At 66.0% G+C, this 20,003-nt stretch carries 21 protein-coding genes and 1 tRNA gene; 7 read left to right on the forward strand and 15 right to left on the reverse strand.

Features of this window, described 5'->3' with window-relative positions; translation table 11 throughout:
* Window positions 1–16: 16 nt before the first annotated feature.
* Window positions 17–682, forward strand: coding sequence for a DUF4166 domain-containing protein (locus tag UNPF46_RS03550; protein ID WP_142249058.1), 666 nt, complete (start codon window positions 17–19; stop codon window positions 680–682).
* A complete protein-coding gene (locus UNPF46_RS03555) occupies window positions 679–2,115 on the forward strand; it encodes a TIGR01777 family oxidoreductase (RefSeq protein WP_142249059.1) in 1,437 nt (478 codons plus the stop codon). Before UNPF46_RS03550 ends, UNPF46_RS03555 begins: the two co-directional genes overlap by 4 nt.
* A gap of 4 nt (window positions 2,116–2,119) precedes the next feature.
* On the opposite strand, the gene UNPF46_RS03560 is transcribed toward UNPF46_RS03555, so the two are convergent.
* On the reverse strand, window positions 2,120–2,974 hold the full coding sequence (locus UNPF46_RS03560) for a LysR family transcriptional regulator (protein WP_142249060.1): 855 nt from the start codon (window positions 2,972–2,974) through the stop codon (window positions 2,120–2,122).
* A gap of 113 nt (window positions 2,975–3,087) precedes the next feature.
* Between UNPF46_RS03560 and UNPF46_RS03565 the strand changes: the two genes are divergently transcribed.
* Window positions 3,088–3,510 (forward strand): tautomerase family protein, encoded by a 423-nt coding sequence (locus UNPF46_RS03565; RefSeq protein WP_100178839.1) that lies wholly within the window; start codon window positions 3,088–3,090, stop codon window positions 3,508–3,510.
* Window positions 3,511–3,553: 43 nt separating this feature from the next.
* Here the strand turns inward: UNPF46_RS03565 and UNPF46_RS03570 are convergent, their stop codons facing one another.
* Window positions 3,554–4,267 (reverse strand): DNA helicase, encoded by a 714-nt coding sequence (locus tag UNPF46_RS03570; protein ID WP_181769754.1) that lies wholly within the window; start codon window positions 4,265–4,267, stop codon window positions 3,554–3,556.
* Between the two features lie 198 nt (window positions 4,268–4,465).
* Window positions 4,466–5,203: a lipoyl(octanoyl) transferase LipB gene (gene lipB, locus UNPF46_RS03575; RefSeq protein WP_142249061.1), complete on the reverse strand. Its 738-nt coding sequence runs from the start codon at window positions 5,201–5,203 to the stop codon at window positions 4,466–4,468.
* Between the two features lie 115 nt (window positions 5,204–5,318).
* On the opposite strand from lipB, the gene UNPF46_RS03580 reads away from it, so the two are divergent.
* Both UNPF46_RS03580 and UNPF46_RS03585 read left to right on the forward strand, forming a co-directional pair.
* Window positions 5,319–5,561, forward strand: a complete 243-nt coding sequence (locus UNPF46_RS03580) for a FliM/FliN family flagellar motor switch protein (RefSeq protein WP_018647371.1) — start codon at window positions 5,319–5,321, stop codon at window positions 5,559–5,561.
* A 163-nt stretch (window positions 5,562–5,724) separates the two neighbouring features.
* Window positions 5,725–5,809 (forward strand) — tRNA-Leu (locus tag UNPF46_RS03585).
* 108 nt (window positions 5,810–5,917) lie between these two features.
* On the opposite strand, the gene UNPF46_RS03590 is transcribed toward UNPF46_RS03585, so the two are convergent.
* The 12 genes from UNPF46_RS03590 to UNPF46_RS03645 form a co-directional block, all read right to left on the reverse strand.
* Window positions 5,918–6,892, reverse strand: coding sequence for a tripartite tricarboxylate transporter substrate-binding protein (locus UNPF46_RS03590; protein WP_142249062.1), 975 nt, complete (start codon window positions 6,890–6,892; stop codon window positions 5,918–5,920).
* Window positions 6,893–6,916: 24 nt separating this feature from the next.
* Window positions 6,917–7,633 (reverse strand): GntR family transcriptional regulator, encoded by a 717-nt coding sequence (locus tag UNPF46_RS03595; protein WP_097658863.1) that lies wholly within the window; start codon window positions 7,631–7,633, stop codon window positions 6,917–6,919.
* 23 nt (window positions 7,634–7,656) lie between these two features.
* Entirely contained in the window at window positions 7,657–8,397 is a 741-nt protein-coding gene (locus UNPF46_RS03600; RefSeq protein WP_100178844.1) for an SDR family oxidoreductase, read from the reverse strand.
* A gap of 24 nt (window positions 8,398–8,421) precedes the next feature.
* Complete coding sequence (locus UNPF46_RS03605) at window positions 8,422–9,192, reverse strand: SDR family oxidoreductase (RefSeq protein ID WP_142249063.1); 771 nt, start codon at window positions 9,190–9,192, stop codon at window positions 8,422–8,424.
* A gap of 15 nt (window positions 9,193–9,207) precedes the next feature.
* A complete protein-coding gene (locus UNPF46_RS03610; protein WP_028140570.1) occupies window positions 9,208–9,588 on the reverse strand; it encodes a carboxymuconolactone decarboxylase family protein in 381 nt (126 codons plus the stop codon).
* Window positions 9,589–9,617: 29 nt separating this feature from the next.
* Window positions 9,618–10,856 (reverse strand): ABC transporter substrate-binding protein, encoded by a 1,239-nt coding sequence (locus UNPF46_RS03615; RefSeq protein WP_142249064.1) that lies wholly within the window; start codon window positions 10,854–10,856, stop codon window positions 9,618–9,620.
* A 31-nt stretch (window positions 10,857–10,887) separates the two neighbouring features.
* Window positions 10,888–12,123 carry an ABC transporter substrate-binding protein gene (locus UNPF46_RS03620; RefSeq protein WP_142249065.1) on the reverse strand — a complete coding sequence of 412 codons (1,236 nt, stop codon included), beginning with the start codon at window positions 12,121–12,123 and terminating at the stop codon, window positions 10,888–10,890.
* 33 nt (window positions 12,124–12,156) lie between these two features.
* A complete protein-coding gene (locus UNPF46_RS03625; protein WP_142249066.1) occupies window positions 12,157–12,864 on the reverse strand; it encodes an ABC transporter ATP-binding protein in 708 nt (235 codons plus the stop codon).
* On the reverse strand, window positions 12,851–14,623 hold the full coding sequence (locus UNPF46_RS03630; protein ID WP_181769755.1) for a branched-chain amino acid ABC transporter ATP-binding protein/permease: 1,773 nt from the start codon (window positions 14,621–14,623) through the stop codon (window positions 12,851–12,853). Before UNPF46_RS03630 ends, UNPF46_RS03625 begins: the two co-directional genes overlap by 14 nt.
* A 2-nt stretch (window positions 14,624–14,625) precedes the next feature.
* On the reverse strand, window positions 14,626–15,561 hold the full coding sequence (locus tag UNPF46_RS03635) for a branched-chain amino acid ABC transporter permease (protein ID WP_142249068.1): 936 nt from the start codon (window positions 15,559–15,561) through the stop codon (window positions 14,626–14,628).
* Between the two features lie 94 nt (window positions 15,562–15,655).
* Window positions 15,656–17,050 carry an MmgE/PrpD family protein gene (locus UNPF46_RS03640; protein WP_142249069.1) on the reverse strand — a complete coding sequence of 465 codons (1,395 nt, stop codon included), beginning with the start codon at window positions 17,048–17,050 and terminating at the stop codon, window positions 15,656–15,658.
* 31 nt (window positions 17,051–17,081) lie between these two features.
* Window positions 17,082–17,975, reverse strand: coding sequence for an NAD(P)-dependent oxidoreductase (locus tag UNPF46_RS03645; RefSeq protein ID WP_142249070.1), 894 nt, complete (start codon window positions 17,973–17,975; stop codon window positions 17,082–17,084).
* 256 nt (window positions 17,976–18,231) lie between these two features.
* Here UNPF46_RS03645 and UNPF46_RS03650 point away from each other — a divergent pair, with 256 nt between their 5' ends.
* On the forward strand, window positions 18,232–19,569 hold the full coding sequence (locus tag UNPF46_RS03650; RefSeq protein WP_246668585.1) for an MmgE/PrpD family protein: 1,338 nt from the start codon (window positions 18,232–18,234) through the stop codon (window positions 19,567–19,569).
* Between the two features lie 43 nt (window positions 19,570–19,612).
* On the forward strand, window positions 19,613–20,002 hold the full coding sequence (locus UNPF46_RS03655) for a carboxymuconolactone decarboxylase family protein (RefSeq protein WP_008557256.1): 390 nt from the start codon (window positions 19,613–19,615) through the stop codon (window positions 20,000–20,002).
* The last annotated feature ends 1 nt before the right edge of the window (window position 20,003 follow it).

Genomic DNA, 20,003 nt, shown 5'->3' on the forward strand with positions numbered 1-20,003 from the left:
TTTCGAGGAGGGTGCGATGACGTCGGCTCGCTTGTCAGGCTTAGGCGCAACGCCCTCCGCTCACATCAGGCTGCTCGACGACCGCCGCTTCCATGCGCTGTTGCCGGACGAGGATTGGGGCCGACTGCCGCTCGCGACCTGGCGGCGCTTTTCCAAGCGCGTCGCCGACGGCGACAGCGTGGTCTATGTCGGCGTGGTCGACGAGGTCTCTTTCAGCGACATCGGCTGGTGGCTCGCACAAGCCGTGCGCATGATCGGCGGGCCGCTGCCGACCGGCCGCGACGTTGGCGTGCCGATGATCGTCAGCGTCACCGAGGACGCCGCGACCGGCGGCCAGACCTGGACCCGCATCTGCGCGCGCAAGCGCGGCTTTCCGCAAGTGATCCATTCCGCCAAGCGCTTCGCCGGCCCGACCGGGCTCGAGGAGTATGTCGGCTTCGGCATTTCCATGGCGCTGCGTATCGCGGTCGAGGGCGAGGCGCTGACCTTCCGCAGCGCGGGTTATGGGCTCCAGCTCGGACGCCTCTGGGTCCCGCTGCCGCTCTGGCTCACCCCGGGCGATCTCACCGTGACGCACCGCGACCTCGGCGCGGGCGCCTTCCGCTTCACCCTCGATGTCATCCATCCGCGTTACGGCGCGCTGATCCACCAGTCCGCCGTGTTCAGGGAGACCGTGTCATGACCCCGTTGTTGTGGATGCTCATCGCCATCCAGATCGCGATGGGCGTGTTCGACACCTTCTATCACCACGAGTTCACCGAGCGACTGGCCTGGCGTCCGTCGCAGCGTTTCGAGTTGAAGCTGCACGGCATCCGCAACATGCTTTATGCGCTGCTGTTCCTGCTGCTCGGCTGGCTCGAGGTCTATGGCGTGCTGGCGCTCTTGATCGTCGCCGTGCTGGTCGCCGAGATCGTCATCACGCTGATGGATTTCGTCGAGGAGGATTTGAGCCGAAAGCTGCCACCGAGCGAGCGCATCAATCATACGCTGCTCGCGATCAATTACGGCGCCATCCTGGTGCTGCTGCTGCCGGTGCTGATCGACTGGGCGATGCGGCCATTCGGCGTGTCTGTCGTGTATCAGGGCCTGCTCAGCATCGCCGCCACCGCCTGCGCGGCCGGCGCTGCGCTCTGCGGCGTCAGGGATTTTGCGGCGATGCGCCGGCTCGGCCGCATGCGCAGCGTGCCGCCGGCCGGACTCGTCGAGAAACTCCCGGGCCGCAAGACCGTGCTGGTCACAGGCGCCACCGGCTTCATCGGCAGCCGCCTTGCGGCGAGTCTTGCCGGGGCAGGGCACAACGTCATCGCGCTCATCCGCAATCCCGCCAAGGCCGAAATGCTGCCGCCGCCGGTGACGCTGGTCACCAGCCTCGATCAGCTCGCCGCCGACACCCGGATCGATGCCATCGTCAATCTCGCCGGCGAGCCGATCGGCAACGGTCTGTGGACCGAGGCGAAGCGGGCGAAGATCATCGGCTCGCGCGTCGACATGACGGGCGAAGTCGTGAAGCTGATCGCGCGGCTCGACCGCAAACCCGAAGTGCTGGTCAGCGGCTCCGCGATCGGCTGGTACGGATTGTGGGCGGACCAGGTCCTGACGGAATCGGCGAAGTCGCACGCCTGCTTCAGCCATGAACTGTGCGCAGCCTGGGAGAAGGCGGCGCGGCCGGCGGAGGAACTCGGCGTCCGCGTGGTCTATTTGCGCATCGGCCTCGTGCTCGGCACCGAAGGCGGCTTCATCACGCGGATGCTGACGCCGTTCGAATTCGGCCTCGGCGGCCCGCTCGGCACCGGCCGGCAGTGGATGTCCTGGATCGAGCGCGACGACCTCATTCGCCTCATCGCCTATGTCTTGGCGACGCACGATCTCACCGGCCCTGTCAACGCCACCGCGCCGATCCCGGTCACGAATGCAAAGTTCACCGAGGAGCTCGGCCGCCGGCTGCGTCGGCCCGCCGTGTTCCGCATTCCCGGCGGCCTCTTGCGCCGGATCGGCGGCGGCTTTGCCGACGAGCTTCTGCTCGGCGGCCAGCGCGTGCTGCCCAACAAGGCGCTGAGCCGCGGCTTTGTCTTCCGGCACGAGACGCTGCGCAGCGCGTTCGAGGCGATCTTGTGAGAGGTCAGGTGGCGGCGACACTCCGGAACGTCGCCGCTACCGCGCGCAGCGCCGCGAGCTTGGCTGGGTCGCTGACCTTCGAATGCAGCATCACCTTCGAGCGGCCGAGTGTTGGCAGTCTATGCGCGGGTCCAATATCGACCAGGCCGGGCGGCGCGATCCGCCGCGCCAGCGGCGCGATCGCCAGTCCCGCGAGCGCGGCGGCAACCACCGCCGTCACGCCGCCACCGACGAAGCGTTCGCGCCAGGCGATTCCGGCCTTATCGAGCGCGCGCACCGCGATGGCGCGGACGCCGCACGGCGGAGCGAGCGTTGCCAGCGGCAGCGCTTCGCCCTTCGGCAGCGTCAAACGTCGTGCGGCGAACCAGCCAAACTCGTCCTCGGTCAGCTTCTCGCCGCCGCGGCGGCTGCCTTCCTGGCGGACGATCACCGCATCCAGCTCGCCCGCGTCGTAAGCGTCCTGCATCTCGCGCGAGAAGCCGATGGTGACGGCGAGGGTGAGGTTTGAAGACATGGCGTGCAGGCGTTCGAGCAGCGGTACCAGCTCCGGGCCCGCGGCGTGATCGGAAATGCCGAGCGAGAGCGACTGCGTGGCGGGAGCCTCGCCTGATAATGCGAGGTCGTGCGCCGCCATCAGCGCGCGGGCGCGGTCGAGGAAGCTGGCGCCATCTGCCGTGAGCCGGACCGCGCGGGGTGAGCGTTCGACGAGGCGTCTTCCGAGCAGCGTCTCCAGCCGCTGCAGCTTGAGACTGACCGCCGCCTGCGTCGTGCCCAGCGCTTCGGCCGCACGCGTAAAGCTCTGGAGGTCGGCGACCAGCAGGAAGGCCTGCACCGTGGCGATGTCGAGCGTGGTTGTCATTATAGATAATTATCACTGGTATCAATAAAGATAAGATACCAAAATGACGGCCGCGGGTCTAGCTTCTCCTCAACGCCGCGCAACACCCGCGCAGCATATCGAGGAGAACGACCATGCCGCTGATCACCGTGTCCTACACCACCTCCCGCCAGTCGCCCTCGCTGAAGGCCGACATCGCGAACGCGGTGTCCGAGCTCACCGCAAAAATCCTGCACAAGGATCCCAAGGTGACCGCGATCATCGTGAAGTCGGTCGACGCCGATGACTGGTTCGCCGGCGGCAAGTCGCTGGCCGAGCAGAATCTCGCCAGCTACTGGCTCGACATCCACGTCACCGAAGGCACCAACACCAAGGACGAGAAGGCGGCCTATCTCGCCGCGATGTTCAAGCGCATGGCCGAGATTTTGGGCCCGCTGCATCCCGAGACCTATGCCCATGTCGACGAGGTCAAGGGCGACGCCTACGGGTTTGGCGGCCTGACCCAGGAACGGCGCTACATCGCCGGCAAGCTCGATGTCGCGCTGAAGGCAGCGTAGGGCCGCAGGCCGCGGGTGAGCCCTCGCACCCGCGGCCCGACCGTCAACCTATCGCGCGGAACTGAACTTCGGAATTGTTCAGGAAGCACGTCTTGTCGAACAGCGTCAGGTCCAGCGGGTTCGGCAAGCGGACGTCGCTGAGATCGGGGCAGGGCTTGACCGCGGGATCGTAGGATCGATCGATCTGCGATATGCAGACGACGATCAGCCCCTGGTCGCGTGCGAACGATTTCAATGCGCGCACTTGAATGGTCAGATCGGGGTTTTCGCGTCTCTGGTCGAGCAGTTGCAGATAGTCGATCACCACGAACGTGCCGCGTTGCGCTGTGGCCATCTGCTTGACGACATAGTCGGCGCTGATCGCGTCGGAGCAATCGACCTCGAATAATTTGTCGAACTGTGCCGGCTCCACGCCGATTGCGCGCAGGCGATCCAGCACGTCTTTCTCGGTATATTCGAGTGAGAAGAACGCGGCGCGTTGGCCCGACTTCATGGCTTCCACCGCAAGCGCGAGGCTCATCAGCGTCTTGCCTTGACCCGGCCGCGCGCCGACCAGCACGAGGTCGCCGGGACGGAATTGCGGGAACAGCCTGCTGGCGGGCGTCAGCGCGGCGGCTTTCGCTGCGAGCATGCTCCAGGCGGAAAACCCCTCCGTCGCGGCGACGCGGTCGAGTGCGTCGTGCAGCGCAATGCCCGCCTCGCGGGACAGGCGCTTGGCTTGTCGCTTCAGATGATAGATCGGCGCAGAAAGTCTCATCGTCCAAACCTCCCGTTGCGAGCGGAAAGCGCAATCCCTCCTTATGCCCAGTGCTCGAACAGTCGGCCGGTGATCTCATCGCCCGGCATGAGGTCTGCTTTCCCGGCGGAGGGGGGAGGCGTGGGCGGCGCCTGAAACAGCATAGCCGATTCCGCCCGGAGCGGAGAACTCGCGCGGTCGGGCTCGAACAGGAAAATGTCAGGAGACTGATTCCGGCAGCAGCGCGCGGGTCGGTCCGAACAGCTCCTCGAACGCCTGCCGGAGCGCGACGTCGACATCTTCCATGGTCACGAGCTGGCCGAGATCGACCAGCGAGGTGACGCCGTAGCGGGGATCGACGACGCCGCACGGCACGATGCCGGCGAAATGCGCCAGCTCCGGCTCGACATTGATGGCGATGCCGTGGAACGAGACCCAGCGCTTCAGCCGCACGCCGATCGCCGCGATCTTGTCCTCAAAGCCTTCGCCTTTGTCGGGCCGCTTGACCCAGACGCCGACCCGATCCTCGCGCCGCTCGCCGCGGATGTTGAAGGCGGCGAGCGTGCGCAGAATCAGCTCCTCCAGGCTCGCGACATAGGCCCGCACGTCCGGCCGGCGGCGCTTGAGGTCGAGCATGATGTAGGCCACGCGCTGGCCGGGGCCGTGATAGGTCAGCTGGCCGCCGCGCCCCGTGGCGAAAATCGGGAAGCGGGGATCGCGCAGGTCGGTGTCCTTGCCCGAGGTGCCGGAGGTGTAAAGCGGGGGGTGTTCGAGCAGCCAGACCAGCTCGGGGGCTTCGCCCGCCGCAATGGCGGCGACCCGGGCTTCCATGGTGGCCACCGCCTCCGGATAGGGCACCGGCGCGTCCGAGATTCGCCACTCGACGGGCGCCCCGTCTGTGGCCGAAAACGACGTCAAATCGAGCTGTTGGCGAGGGTTTTGCGGCGAATTAACCATTGGCTAACCATAACGTGGTGATCATCTCGGGGGCAAATGCCAAGTCCTTTGTTCAAGTCCTTTGGCCAAGCCCCCAGATCTCAAGTCCCAGTCCCAAGTTGCGGCGGTCCTGACAGTGCCCACTCTCGATAAAGTCACCGTGGATCTCATGGTCGTCCTCGGGACCACCACGATGCCGATCCATCAGGTATTACGTCTTTCCCGCGGCGCCATCATCGAGCTCGACGCCACCGAGGCCGACGAGGTCAAGGTTCTGGCCAACAATCTCCCCGTAGCCTCCGGCGTCGTGCTGGTCGATCGCAACCGGATCGCGGTCGAGGTCAAGCAGATGCTGCCGCGTTCGCCGGGCACGCGATAGCGGTCTTGCGGGCGGCTCGCGGCCGATTCGGGCGAGCGGCCCGAATTTTCCTGCAAAGCTTGTGGAATTCAGGGGCTTTGCAGGCTTGTACCCCTCTGATGGATTTGTTAGATCGGCGCCGTTGATCCGGCTGGCCCTCAAGCCTCAAGCCGGCATCCCCAAAGCGCTCGTGGCGGAACTGGTAGACGCGCTGCCTTGAGGTGGCAGTGAGTAAAATCGTGGGGGTTCGAGTCCCTCCGAGCGCACCAGGCTCATTATCTCTTTCAGATCATTGAGATTTCCGGGCTGGAGCCGGCGAGTGCCGCGCTCCGGTGGCTCAGGGCTCGCGCAACGTCGCGAAAGCACGTCGGGCAAGCCTATTGCGGCTCGATTCCGGCCGCCTTGATGATCCGCGCCCATTTGACGATCTCGGCTTTCAGGAACGATTCCAGCGCCTCCGGCGTGGCGCGCTCGGGCTCGACCGGCGCCATGCTGAGCTCGGCGAAGCGGCTGACCAGCGCGGGGTCCTTCAGCGCCGTCTGCAGCGCGCCGACGAGATGGTCGACCACGGGCTTCGGCGTGCCCTTCGGCGCATAGAGACCATACCACGTCGTCACGTCGAACGCGGGAACGCCGGCCTCTGTCGAGGTCGGCACGTCAGGCAGCGTCGCCACGCGCGTCCTGCTGGTGATCGCGTAGCCCTTGATCGTGCTCGACTGGATATAGGGCGTCGGTCCCGTCGCGGGATCGCAATAGACGTCGATGTGGCCGGCGATGACGTCGTTCAGCGCCGGTCCGCCGCCCTTGTAGTAGATCGGCGTGAGCTTGGTATCGGTCGCGCTCATGAACATCAGGCCGCAGAGCTGCGAGGCCGAGCCGAGACCGACATTGCCGAAGGTGATCTTGTCGCCGGCGCTGCGGATGTGCGCGATCAGCTCGCCGAGATTCTTGGCCGGAAAGTTCGGCCGCGCCACCAGGATCATCGGCACGTCGGTGACGAGCCCGATCGGGGCGAAGTCGCCGACGGGGTCGAATGGCAGCTTGGCGTAGAGGGCAGGGGCGGTGGCCTGGCCGACATGCATCAGCAGCAGCGTGTAGCCGTCGGGGGCCGCCTTGGCGACGCGGTTGGTGCCGAGTGTGCCGCCGGCGCCGACGACATTCTCGATGACGACGGACTGTTTCAGCGTCGCGCTCATGGCGCTGCCGAGGATGCGCGCGATGACGTCGCCGGGACCGCCGGCAGAGAACGGCACGATGACCGTGACCGGGCGGGCCGGATACTCGTCCGCGATCGCCGCGTCACGAGGGCAGAGCAGAAGGAGCAGGAACAGCGATCGTACGAGAAACTTCATCGAACACTCCCTGGCGGCATTGTTCTAGTCGTCGGAAGGCGCCGCCTCCTTGGCTGCCGACGATTTTTCGATCATGTCGAGCGCGGCCACCGCAGCCGCGTTGATGTGGTCGACGCAGCAACGCTCGGCGAGGTCAGGATCGCCGTTCTGGATCGCGCGCCAGATCGCGGTGACCTCGCGCAGGCTCTTGTTGATCCGCTTCGGCTGCGACATCGAGGTGATCCGCAGCAGCTGGATGCGGTCGTGCAGCGGCTTGAGCATGCGCTCGATGAAGGTATTGCGGCAGCCGCCGATCAGCGCCGCATAGAAATCGGTCTTGGCTTCGAGGCTGCCGACGAGATCCTGCTTGGCCGCGGCCGCTTTCAACCGCGTCAGCGCTTCCCCGATCCGGCGCGCGACCTCGGGATCGTGCAGCCTGGCGCATTCGCGGCCGGCAAAACCTTCGAGCACCGCGCGTGCGGCGTAGAGCTGCCGGGCCTCCTCCAGGCTGATGGTGGACACCACGGGACCGCGGTGCGGCACCGTATTGACCAGCCCATCGGCCTCGAGCGCACGCAGCGCTTCGCGGATCGAGGGGCGGCTGACGCCCATCATCTCGCAGAGCTCGCGCTCGACCAGGCGCTGGCCCGGCTTCAGCGTCCCGGACATGATCGCCGCACGCAGCTTCTGTGCCACCATCGCCCGGACGGTCGGGACGTCCTCGATGCGGAGGGTCGACTGCAATTCGCGACGTCTTTCCATGTCCTGGTCCTGGTTGGGAAAAATCAGTACCGGTTTACAGGCAGAATCATCATTTCGGCAATTTGCACGTGGGCGGGCTGGTCAAGGGCGAAGACGATCGACCGCGCGATATCGGCCGGATCGAGCGCCATCCTGAACTGGTCGAAATACTCCTTCTCCTTCTGCTGATCGCCGCGGTAGCGGGTTAGGATGATGTTGGTGCGGGTCAGGCCGGGCTGCAGCTCGGTGACCCGGATCGCGGTGTCCGCCAGCTCGCCCCGCAGGGTCTCGGTGAACATGTGCACGCCCGCCTTGCTGGTGCTGTACGCCGCCATGTCGGGCACGATCCGCACCGCGTTGATGGAGCTGATGTTGACGACATGGCCGGCATTGCGCTGGACCATGCCGGGCAGGATCGCCCGCGTGACGCGCATCAGGCCGATCAGATTGGTCTGGATGATGTTGGACCAGTCGTCTGCAGAGCCGATGTCGAAGCGCGTCCGGCCGCCGATGTCGTGGCCGGCATTGTTGATGAGAACGTCAACCGGCTTGAAATGACCGGGAATGGCATCGGGCAGGCGATCGACGGCCTTGGCGTCGCTGACGTCGAGCTGGATCGGAAACACCGCATCGCCCGCTGTTGCCGCCAGTTCCTGAAGCGCCTTGGCGTCGCGGTCGACCAGCACGACGCGGCGGCCACTGTCGAGCAGCGCCTTGGTGATGGCGCGCCCCATGCCGCCGGCAGCACCGGTCAGCACGACGTTCTGGTCTGATCGTTCAGTCATCGCAGCACTCCCATTCCGATGTTCTCATGCCACCGACCAGCCTCCGTCGATCGGCAGGCTGGCGCCGGTGATGTCGTTTGCGGCCGGACCGCAGAGGAAGACGACCATGGCCGCGACGGCCTCCAGTTCGATGAAGCGCTGCGTCGGCTGGCGCTCGCCGAGATAGTCGGCCGTCACGTCGCTGGCGGGGCGGCCGCTGGTCTCCGCCATCGTCGCGATCTTGTTCAGGATCGCGGGCGTCGGCAGCGTGCCGGGGCAAAGCGTGTTGCAGGTGATGCCGCTGCGCGCTGTCTCGATGGCGACGGCGCGGGTCATGCCCAGAATCGCCGTCTTGGTGGTGACGTAATCGATGCGATCCTCGATCGCGCGGCTCGAATAGATCGAGCCCATGTTGATGATCCGGCCCCAGCCGCGCTGCTTCATCGCCGGCAGCGCCAGGCGGATGAGGTGGAACGGCGCCGACAAATTGACGGCCAGCGCCTCGTCCCAGCGGTCGGGCGGAAACTGCTCGATCGCCGAAAAATGCCTGACGACCGCGTTGTTGACGAGAATGTCGATGGCGCCGCAGCGGTCGAGCAGGTCCGCCATCATGGCCTCGATGGACTCGCGCTGGGACAGATCGACGCCGGCCGCGACGACCTCGACGCCGAAGCGGGCGCGGAGATCATCAGCGGCCTGCTTCGGTGCGACGAGATCGTGCAGGACAATATTGGCGCCCGCACCGGCAAGGCCCTCCGCGATGGCAAGGCCGAGGCCTGCCGTCGCACCGGTCACGAGCGCCCATTTGTCCTTCATGGCCGTCGCGCTCCGCTACGTCTTGTCGAGTTCGGCGAAGACTTCCTTCGCGTTGCGGAACGCATCGACGCCGGCCGGCACGCCGCAATAGATCGCGACCTGCATGAAGACCTCGCGGATTTCCTCCTTGGTCGCGCCGTTGGCGAGCGCGCCGCGGACATGCGTCTTCAGCTCGTGCGGCCGGTTGAGCGCGCAGAGCATCGCCAGGTTGAGGAAGCTGCGCGTCTTTCGTGTCAGGCCTTCGCGGCCCCAGACGTAACCCCAGCAATATTCCGTGGTCAGGTCCTGCATCGGGCGGTTGAACTCGTCCGCGGATGCGATCGCCTTGTCGACGAACTCGTTGCCGAGCACGCTCTTGCGGATTTCGAGGCCGCGGTCGTAGGTCGCCTTGTCCATGTGGTTCTCCGTTTCTTGTTCGGGCGCTATCAGCTTTTGGGCCAGAACGGTTTTGCCAGCGCGAGCTCGGGCGGGAACACCGTCACCGGCACGCCGGCCTGCCATTGCACGATGGTCATGCCGGCGCCGACGCGGCGGCCTTTCTCGTCGAACTTGATCTCGCCCAGCGGGTAATATTTCGAAGGACCGCCATCCATGGTGCGCAGCGCTTCGCCGACGGCGACGCGATCGGCCTTGCCGGCTTTCTCCAGCGCGTCCTTGATCACCCACATGTCGCCATAGGTGGAGATCGCGTTCTGCGTCATCCACGGCTCCTTGTAGCGGGTCTTCAATTCGGCGATCAGCGCCTCATGGCCCTTGGCGCCCCAGCTCGCGACGCAGGTCAGGACGCCCTGGAGCAGCTCGGGGCTGACGGTCTGCAGCATGTCCGGCTCGGCGATCGCGATGCCGAACGAGATGGTCGGAATCTTGCCCTGGCCGAGGCCGAACTCGTTCATCTTCTCCAGCAGCAGCTTGGCATCCGAGATCACGGTCGGCAGGAAGAACAGCAGATCGGGCTTCGCCGAACGGATCTTCTGCACCAGCGAGGTTGCGTCGGCGAGCGGCGGCGTGAAGGTCTCGTCGACGATCAGCTGCAGCTGGTTCTCCGCCAGCAGGCCCTCGCGCATCGCCTTGGCGGAGGCGATCGAGGCGCCGGTGTTGTCGGTGAGGATGGCGACCGTCTTCGGGCGCTTGCCCGAGGCCGTCTCCGCCAGCTTGATGAGCTGCGGCAATGCCTGCCTGGCCTGCGACCCCGCGGTGGCCGCGGTCTGGAACACGTATTTGAATCCGCGCTCGGTGATGAGGTCGGAGTAGGAGAGGGTGAGCATCGGCAAATTGGCGCGCTCCGTCACTTCGGTCACCGCGAGGGTGAACGAGGACAGATAGGCGCCGCTGGCGGCGACCAGATCGGTCTCCTGCGCCACCATGCGCTGGGCTGCGTTCTTGGCCTTCTCGGTGGTATCGCCGGAATCGAGCACGACGAGCTTCAGCTTGGCGCCGCCGAGCGCCTTGACGCCGCCTTGCGTGTTGATGTGGTCGATCGCCATTTCGGCGCCTTCGCGCATCACCGTTCCCGGACGGGCATAGAGCCCGGAGATCGGCACCAGCAGGCCGACCTTGACCTCCGACGGCTGCTGCGCCCAGGCCGCGCGGGACGCGATCAGCGTGCCGGACGCGCCGGCTAGCAGGGTTCGCCGCGATATCGTGATCTTGCTCTTGGCAGTCATGACAGTCTCCTCCCCAGGATGTGCGCGACGCTTAGGACTTCTTCGGCCAGAACGGCTGCGCCTGCGCGAGCTCGGGCGGGTAAACGGTGACAGGCACGCCCGATTGCCATTGCACGATGACGACGCCGGCGCCGACGCGGCGGCCCTTCTCGTCGAATTTGAGCTGGCCGCCCGGATAGTATTTCGACGGGCCGGCATCCATGGTGCGGAAGGCCTGCGCGACCGCATTGCGGTCGGCCTTGCCGGCCTTCTCCAGCGCCTCCTTCATCAGCCACATGTCGCCATAGGTCGAGATGACGTTCTGCGTCATCCAGGGCTCCTTGTATTTGGCCTTGAGCTCGGCGATCAGCGCCTCGTGGCCTTTCGAGCCCCAATTGGCGACGATGGTCATGATGCCTTGCACCGTCTCCGGGCTCACGCTCTGGAGCATGTCGGGCTCGGCGATGGTGATGCTGAAGGACACGGTCGGGATCTTGCCCTGGCCGAGGCCGAACTCGCTGATCTTCTCCAGGCCGAGCTTGGCGTCGGACACCGCATTCGGCATGAACAGCAGCAGATCGGGCTTGGCCGAGCGAACCTTCTGGATCAGCGGCGTCGCATCCGACAGCGGCGGGGTCCAGACTTCCTCGACCACGAGCTGGAGGCCTTCCTGCGCGAACAGCTTCTCCTTCAGCGCCTTGGCCGTGGCGACCGATGTCGCGGTGTTGTCCATCAGCATCGCCACGGTCTTGGGCTTCTTGCCCGAGGCGTTCTCGGCGAGCTTCATCAGCGTCGGCAGGCCGAGCTCGGACTGGCGGCTCGCGGTCGCCGCGGTCTGGAAGATGTATTTGAAGCCGCGGTCGGTCAGAAGGTCCGAATAGGACAGCGTCAGCACCGGCAATTCGGCGCGCTCGGTCACTTCGGTGACCGCGAGCGTGAAGGAGGAGAGATAGGCACCGGTGGCGGCGACGAGGTCGGGCTCCTGCGCGACCATGCGCTGGGCGGCGTTCTTGGCCTTCTCGGTGGTGTCGCCGCAGTCGATCACGACCAGCTTCAGCTTGGCGCCGCCGAGTGCCTTGATGCCGCCTTGCGCGTTGATGTGCTCGATGCCCATCTCGGCGCCCATCTTCATGACTTGGCCGGGACGGGTGTAGATGCCCGACAGCGGCACGATCAGCCCGACCTTGATCTCTGCCGGGGCCTGCGCGCGCGCCACGCCGGCGAGGCCGATGGCGGCGGCGCCCGACAGCACGGTGCGACGACTCAGTCCCTTTGAAGTCTTGTTCATTTTGTTTCTCCCTGCTCTTTGTTTTTGTGTTGGTCACATGCCGAGATAGGCTTTCCGCACGCGGTCGTCGGCGCGCAGCGTGGCGTTGTTGCCCTGGAGCACGACGTGCCCGGCTTCGAGGACATAGCCGTGATCGGCAGACTCCAGCGCTTCCGCGACGCGCTGCTCGACCAGCAGCATGGTCAGCCCCGACTGGCGCCGGATCTCGATCAGCCGCTCGAAGATGAAGTCGGCGGTCGAGGGCGCGAGCCCCATCGAGGGCTCGTCCAGCATCAGAAGCTTCGGCGAGGAGGCGAGGCCGCGGCCGATCGCCAGCATCTGCTGCTGGCCGCCGGACATCGTGCCGGCGAATTGATCGCGGCGCTCCTTCAGCACCGGCAGCCATTCGAAGATGCGCTCGATGTTGCTCTGCCAATCGCGCCGGCCACTCTCGGTCATCGCGCCCATTTCCAGGTTCTCCATCACGGTCAGCGACGGGAAGACCTGGCGTCCCTCCGGGACGTGGGCGATGCCGAGATGGGCGCGCTGCGGTGGCGGCACCGCGAGCAAATCGACGCCGTCGAAAATGATCGCGCCGCCGCTCGGCTTGACGATGCCGGAGATCGTCTTGAACAGCGTGGTCTTGCCGGCCCCGTTCGGGCCGACGATGGCGACGAACTGGCCGGCGCCGACCTCGATCGAGACGTCGTTCAAAACGGGTTTTGCGGAGTAGCCCGCGCTCAATCCCTCAATTCGCAGCATGGCCCGCCCACTTCTTGCCAAGATAGGCCTCGACGACGCGGCTGTCGCGCGTCACCACCTCCGGCAGCCCTTCGGTAATGACGGCGCCGTGGTCGAGCACGAGGAAGCGATCGACGAGGCGCACCATCGCCTGCATGGTGTGCTCGATGATGGCGATGGTCATGCCGTCGCGCGCGAGCTGTTGGATCACGGCGACGACCTCGTCCGCCTCGCCATGGCCGAGGCCCGCGAGCGTCTCGTCGAGCAGCAGGATGCGCGGCTGCCCGGCGATCGCGCGGGCCAGCTCCATCAGCCGCAGCTCCTTGGTCGAGAGCTCACCGGCGAGGCGGTCGGCGACGGCGGAGAGCCCCACGCGGGCGACCGCGTCGGCCGCCATCTTGCGGGCCTCATCGTCGGTGCGCGCCCGCACATAGGCTCCGACCACGACGTTATCGAGGATCGACATGCGCAGGAACGGCCGCATCACCTGGAAGGTGCGGCCGATCCCGGCCTCGCAGATCACATGGGGCCGCTGGCCGGACATGTTGCGACCGTCGATCAGCACCTCGCCCTGGCTCGGCTTCAGGAAGCCGTTGAGCAGGTTGAACAGCGTGGTCTTGCCGGCACCGTTCGGCCCGATGATGCCGAGGATCTCGTTCTTGTGCAGCTTGAAGCTGACGTCCTGCACGGCCTTCAGGCCGCCGAACGAACGCGAGAGGTTCTTCACCTCGAGCATCACTTCGCCCTTGGCGGCGCGCTGCCGCGCCACAGGCTTCAGCGCAGTGATATTGGCGGGAGCTGCTTCCGGCGTGACATCGATCGTCGGCCTGGGTGCGCGTCGCTTGCGCAGGAGATCGCGCAGCTTCCAGAACAATCCTTCCGGCGCGAGCAGAATGACGCAGACGATGGCAATGCCGAAGATGACGCCCTGAATGCCGGGGATGCGCGCGCCGGCTTCGGCGTGCAGGATCTCGGCGAGGGGGATCAGGATCACCGAGCCGATCACCGGCCCCCACACCGTGCCGACGCCGCCGAACATCGCGACCGTCAGCGCCTGTGCCGACACCAGCATGCCGAACACCGATTGCGGCGTCACAACCAGCAGCACCTGCGCGTAGAACCCGCCGATGGCGGCCGCGATCGCTCCGCTCAAGATGATCGCGCGTAGCTTCCAGGCCAGCGTGTTGATTCCGGCAGCCTCGGCCGCGGCCTCGTTCTGCTTGATCGCGAGCAGCGCCATGCCGAAACGGGATCGCTCGATCACCTGCGTCAGCACGATCGTGGCGAGCATGAGCGCGAGCCCCAACAGGGTGTAGAAGTGGGGATCGGCGAACTGCATATAGGCGATCGGCGCGTCGCGCTTGATCGGAAGCGTCACCTCCTGGAAGCCGAGCCATTCGAACACGTAGAGGATGGCGAGCGGATAGGCGAGCATTGCCAGCGCGAAGTAATGGCCCTGCAGGCGGAAGGTCGGAAAGCCGATGAGGAGGCCGGCGATGCCCCCGAGCATGGCCGCAGCCGGGATCAGCAGCCAGGGCGAGATGTCGAAATAGATCTGCCCGAGCGCGGTCGCATAGGCGCCGATGCCGAAGAAGGCGGCGTGGCCGAACGAGACCAGGCCGGTATAGCCGCTGAGCAGATTCCACGACAGGCCAAACACCGCCCACACCGGCACCAGCGTCAGGATGAGCTGGTAGTAGGAGTTGGTGACGCCGAGCGACACGATCGCATAAGCGAGCGTGAAGAGCAGGGGAGGCAGCAAGGATCGCATCCGCAGCATCGTCACGTCCTCTCGACCACGCGCCCGAAGAAACCTTGCGGACGGAAGAAGATGATGAGGAGGAAGACGGCGAAGATTGCCGCGTTCTGCAATTGCGTCGGCAGGATCAGCGTCGACATCTGCTGCACGAGGCCGATCGTCATGCCGCCCCAGAACGCGCCGATGATGCTGCCCATGCCGCCGAGGACGACGCCGGCATACATCACGATGACGTATTCGAGGCCGACGAAGGGGTGGAACGGATAGTTGGTCGCCAGCAGGCCGCCGGCAATGGCGGTGATGCCGCAGCCGAGCGCGAAGGCGGTGCGGTGCGCGCGGTCGACGTCGATGCCCATATAGGTCGCGGCGGTCGGATTGTCCGCGGCGGCCCGGAGCGATTTTCCGATCCGGGTGCGCGTGATCAAGAGCGAGAGCAGGATCATCATGACCAGCGAGACGATCATGTCGATGCTGCGCGCCTTGTTGAGGAAGATGCTCATGTCGAAGATGGGGCCGAGCTCCCAGGCCGAGCTCGACAACGGCGTGCGGATCGAGGCCAGCACCGAGCCGAACACGATGAGGCCGCCGTTCTGCAGGATCAGCGCGATGCCGAGCGTGAGGATGAGCTGGGCGTAATGGCCTTCGCCTTCGAGCGAGGCGGTGCGGGTGCCTGATACGTGCGAGATCAGCGTCCGGTGCACGACATAGCCGAACACCGCGAGCACGGGCCCGGCCAGCAGGATGGCGACGAACGGCCCGACCGTGTTGCCGAACAACGTTTGCACGCCGGCGGCCGTGAAGAGATAGAAGGCCGTGTACATGCCGAGCATCATGAAATCGCCATGGGCGAAGTTGATGACGCGCATGACGCCGAAGATCAGGCCGAGCCCCACGCACATCAGGCCGTAGACGGCGCCGATCAGAAGGCCCGCGGCGAGCGCTTGAAAGAACCCTTCCATCAGCCCCGCCTCCGCGCGGTGGCCGCGCTCGCCACTGACGATGCTAGACTGGTCTTCAAATTGACCATGTTTCCCCCGTACTATCAGGCACTTCTTATGATGCCGATCGTAAAACCCGTTCCGTTGCGTTGAGGCGGCATTGCGCGGCGATGTCGCCGGCATTGCCAAGTTGTTCGCAATGGTCGATCAGTTGCTCGAGCCGGCGCGCGCGGTCCGCGTCGAGAACGGCGGCTGCCGCGCTGCGAAAGCGTGCGCGAATATCTGCAGGCGTTGCCGCGATGACGTCGGGCAAAGCGTGCCGGATGGTCCGGCCGTCGCGCAGCTGCACGGTCACCTCCGCGCCCTGCCTGCCCGGGAAGGCGGCGGTGAAGCCTGCGTCTGCCTTGAGGTGGGTGATCGCAACGAGACGGATGATGTCAGCATCGTCGAGTTCGGCGTAGTTCTCTTCCTCGATCTCGCCGCGCGCCAGCGTCGCCGCGACACTGAACGGAATGCTCATCTTGGCCTGGAGCGCGTTGCGATAGGGCCCCATGGAGTCGCAGCCGGGATAACGCACGGCGGCATCGGGCGCGCGAATGACGATGCGGTCGATCTCCTCGGCGCTGGCGAGCTCGTGCGAGACGCGAAGCGCCGCCTGTGCCGCTGTCTGCGCGAAATTGCAGGCCGGGACCGGCTTGTTGTAGACGGCCATGATCTCGCATTCGCCGTCCGGGAAAAGCGCGATGCTCTCGGGCGCGGCCTGGCGGCGGTATGCGGCGAACAGGCCGGCTTCGCCTTCGAGGATCGTCTCCGAGCCGAACGCGCCGGCCGCGGCGAGGCCGATCGCCTTGATCGCATTGCTCGCGGCAAAGCCGGGATGGAAATACATGTCGGACCCGCCGGCATGCGGCCATTCGTTGAGTCCGCTGGAGGTGTTGGCCGCGATCGCGATGGCGCTGGTCGCCTGGTCCTCCGAAAGGCCCAGCGCAAAACTTCCCGCGAGCGCCGCGCCTGGAGGGGCCACGAGGCCGGTCGGGCGATAGAGGCGCGCGAGGTCGGAGGTCAGCAGCGCGCGGCCGATCCGCGCGCCGGTCTCATAGCCGATGATGGCGGCCGCGAGCAGTCTGTCCCCGCGCAGCGGCGCCTGTTCGGACAGCGCGAGCAGGGCCGGCCAGATCACGACGCCGTGGTGCGCGATGCTGGCCGCATGCATGTCTTCGCGCACGAGGCCGTGCCCCATGACGGCATTGGCGAAGGCCGCGTCAGCAGGAGAGGAGAGCTGCGACGTTCCGACGATCGTCGCATTGCCGCCGCCTTGCGCGATCGCGACCGCCTGGCGGCTCCAGGGATGATGGCCCGCCTCGAAGGCGCAAGACAGGAAGTCGAGCAGGCAGAGTTTTGCTTTCGCGACAACTTCAGGCGCGAAATCACCGAGATCGCGCGCAAGCACGCTCCGCGCCATCTGGCGCGCGAGCGATATCTTGCCTGATCCGGTCGGGCCGATCGTCATCGCGGGTCGCTCTCCCTGAACGCTCGTGCGCTTAGCCGCGCATCTCCACCCCGGCCCATTCCTCGAGCACTTTTGCGATCGAGGTGAAGTCGGACGAGGCGCCGTATTTGGCGTTGGTGATCGCGAGCATCTGCCGCACCACCGCGCCGCAGACCATCGGCACGCCCATGGCCTCGGCTTCGTCCACGCAGAGACGGACGTCCTTGTAGGAGAGGCCGGTGGTGAAACCGAAATCGAACGTGCCGGGCAGCACCGCGCGCGGGAATTTGTCCTCGGAGGCGCTGTTGCGGCCGCTCGAAGCGTTGATGATGTCGATCAGCACCTTGGCGTTGACGCCGCCCTTGACGCCCATGGCGACGGCTTCCGAGGTGATCACGAGGGCTGCGGCCGCCATCAGGTTGTTGGCGAGCTTGGCGGTCTGCGCCACGCCGGGCTTGTCGCCGGTGTAAAACAGCTTGCCGAAATTCTTCAGGATCGGCTGCACGGTCTCGTAGGTCGCCTGCGGGCAGGACACCATCACCGCCAGCGTGCCGTTGACGGCGCCCTTGATGCCGCCGCTCACGGGCGCATCGACCAGCGTCATGCCCTTGGCTTTCAGGCCCTCGGCGACGAGCTTTGCCGCGCCGGGCCCCGAGGTCGACAGGTCAATCACGATCTTCGCGCGATTGCCGCTGCTGATACCGTCCTGGCCGAGCGTGACCGCCTTGACGATGTCGGGTGTCGGCAGGCTGGCGAGCATGATGTCGGCGCGAGAGGCGACGTCGGCCGGCGATTTGCCGAGCAGCGCGCCGCGCTTGACCAGCGGCTGAGTGGCCTCGGCCTGCGTGTCATAGACGACGAGCGAATAGCCCGCGTCCATCAATCGTCCCGCCATCGGACCGCCCATGCGGCCCGTGCCGATCACGCCGAGCGTTTCTCCCGCCATCGTTCACTCCCTGTCGCGCGGTCCCGCAATGGGGCGCGCCTTCTTGATCTTGTGGTCGTTGATCTCGTGCCGATCGCCGGCCGTGTCGGCCGCAATCGTCGCGGCGAGGGGACCCCGCGCCAGCGGGCGGGATTGTTATGATTGTCAGACAAGCTGTCAAGCATAACATTTGGGGTCGACAGTTTGCCGCGGATCGGCATAAGGTCCGGACAAAACGAGGAAGACGCCCCGCGTGCCGCAAGACCCGATTCCAAGCGTGAGCAGGACGCTCGCCGACTTCGTCGCGGCGTCGTCATGGGCAGACATGCAGTCGCAGAGCCTCGAGGCGCGACGCTCGATCCTCAATTTCTTCGCAACAGCGCTTCTCTCCGCGCGCGATCCGGTGGTGATGGCCGCGATGCGCACCTTGTCGCCGTTCAGCGGCACCGCGACATCGACGGTCATCGGCCATGCCCGGTGCATGGATGCGATGTCCGCCGCGTTTCTCAATGCCGTCTCGGCGAATCTGCTCGACTTCGACGACACCCACCCCGACACGATCATTCATCCGGCCGCGCCCGTCGCCGCGGCCGTGCTGGCGCTGGCGGAGACGCGCAGGACGTCGGGGCGCGAGGTGCTGACGGCCTTCATCCTCGGCGTGGATGTCGAGTGCCGGATCGGCAATGCGGTTTCGCCGCGCCACTATGCGCGTGGCTGGCACATCACCTCGACCTGCGGGATTTTCGGCGCGGCGGCGGCGTGCGCGAAGCTGCTGGGCCTGCCGGCGGAGGGGATTGCGAACGCCATCGGCATTGCGGCGAGCCAGTCGGCCGGCAATGTCGAGAACCTGCCCAGTGCCGCCAAGAATGTCAGCGTCGGCAACGCTGCGCGGAACGGATTGTTCGCCGCGCTGCTGGCGCAGCAGGGCTTCGAGGCGGCCCCCCGCGCCATCGAGGGGCCGCTCGGCTGGGCCCGCACCATGGGAGACGAGCTCGATCAAACGAGACTTCTCGATGGTCTCGGCAAGACCTGGGAAATCGCGAAGAACACCTACAAGCCGTATCCGGCCGGCATCGTATTCCATGCGGTGATCGACGCCTGCCTCGGGTTGCGTCAGCGCATCGCCGGACGGGTCGACCAGATCGAGCAGGTGATGGTGCAGGGCTCGGCGCTGCTGCTCGCCCGCGGTGACCGCCCCGTCAACAACGCGCGCGATGCGCGCGTCAGCATCCATCATTGCACGGCGTGCGGCCTCTTGCTCGGCGCGGCCGGCGTGACCGAGTTCGAGCAGGAGACCGTCGATCGGCCCGATATCGCGCAACTGCGGTTGAAGGTGAAGGCGGAGCTCGACCGCGCGATGCCTGACGGCGCCGCGCGCGTCACCTTGCGTCTGGCCTCCGGCGATGTGCTCACGGAAACCGTCACCTCGCCGCGCGGCAGCCAGGCTGCGCCGCTGTCAGACCGTGATATCGAGGCGAAGTTGCGCGACGGCATACGCACAGGTCGAAGCGCTTGGGATGCGGACCGCGTCATCGAGGCCGTCTGGCGGCTCGATGCGGCGGATGACGTCGGCAATCTCCTGCAATCGCTACGGCCACCATTGGCCTCGCGCTGAACAAACTCCAACCAGCAACTCTCAAGACCTGAAAGGGACGATCATGAGCAAGACCGAACTGTTCGAAAAAGGCCTCAAGGTTCGCAAGGAGGTGCTGGGCGAGGATTACGTCAACAAGTCGATCGCGGGGGCCGACGAGTTCACGCGCACCATGGCGGAGTGGTCGACCGAATTCTGCTGGGGCGCCTTGTGGACGCGGCCGGGTGTCGACCGCCGCACGCGCTCGATCGTCAATCTGGCGATGCTCGGCGCGCTGAACCGGCCGCACGAATTGAAGCTGCATGTGAAGGGCGCCTTGAAGAACGGGCTCACCAAGGAGGAGATCAAGGAGATCCTGCTCCAGGTCGCCGTCTATTGCGGCGTGCCCGCCGGCATCGACGCCTTCCGCAATGCGCGCGAGGCCTTCAACGAGGTCGACGCGGCCGGTTCGTGAG

Source organism: Bradyrhizobium sp. UNPF46, assembly GCF_006658625.1.
Lineage (GTDB): Bacteria > Pseudomonadota > Alphaproteobacteria > Rhizobiales > Xanthobacteraceae > Bradyrhizobium > Bradyrhizobium nitroreducens.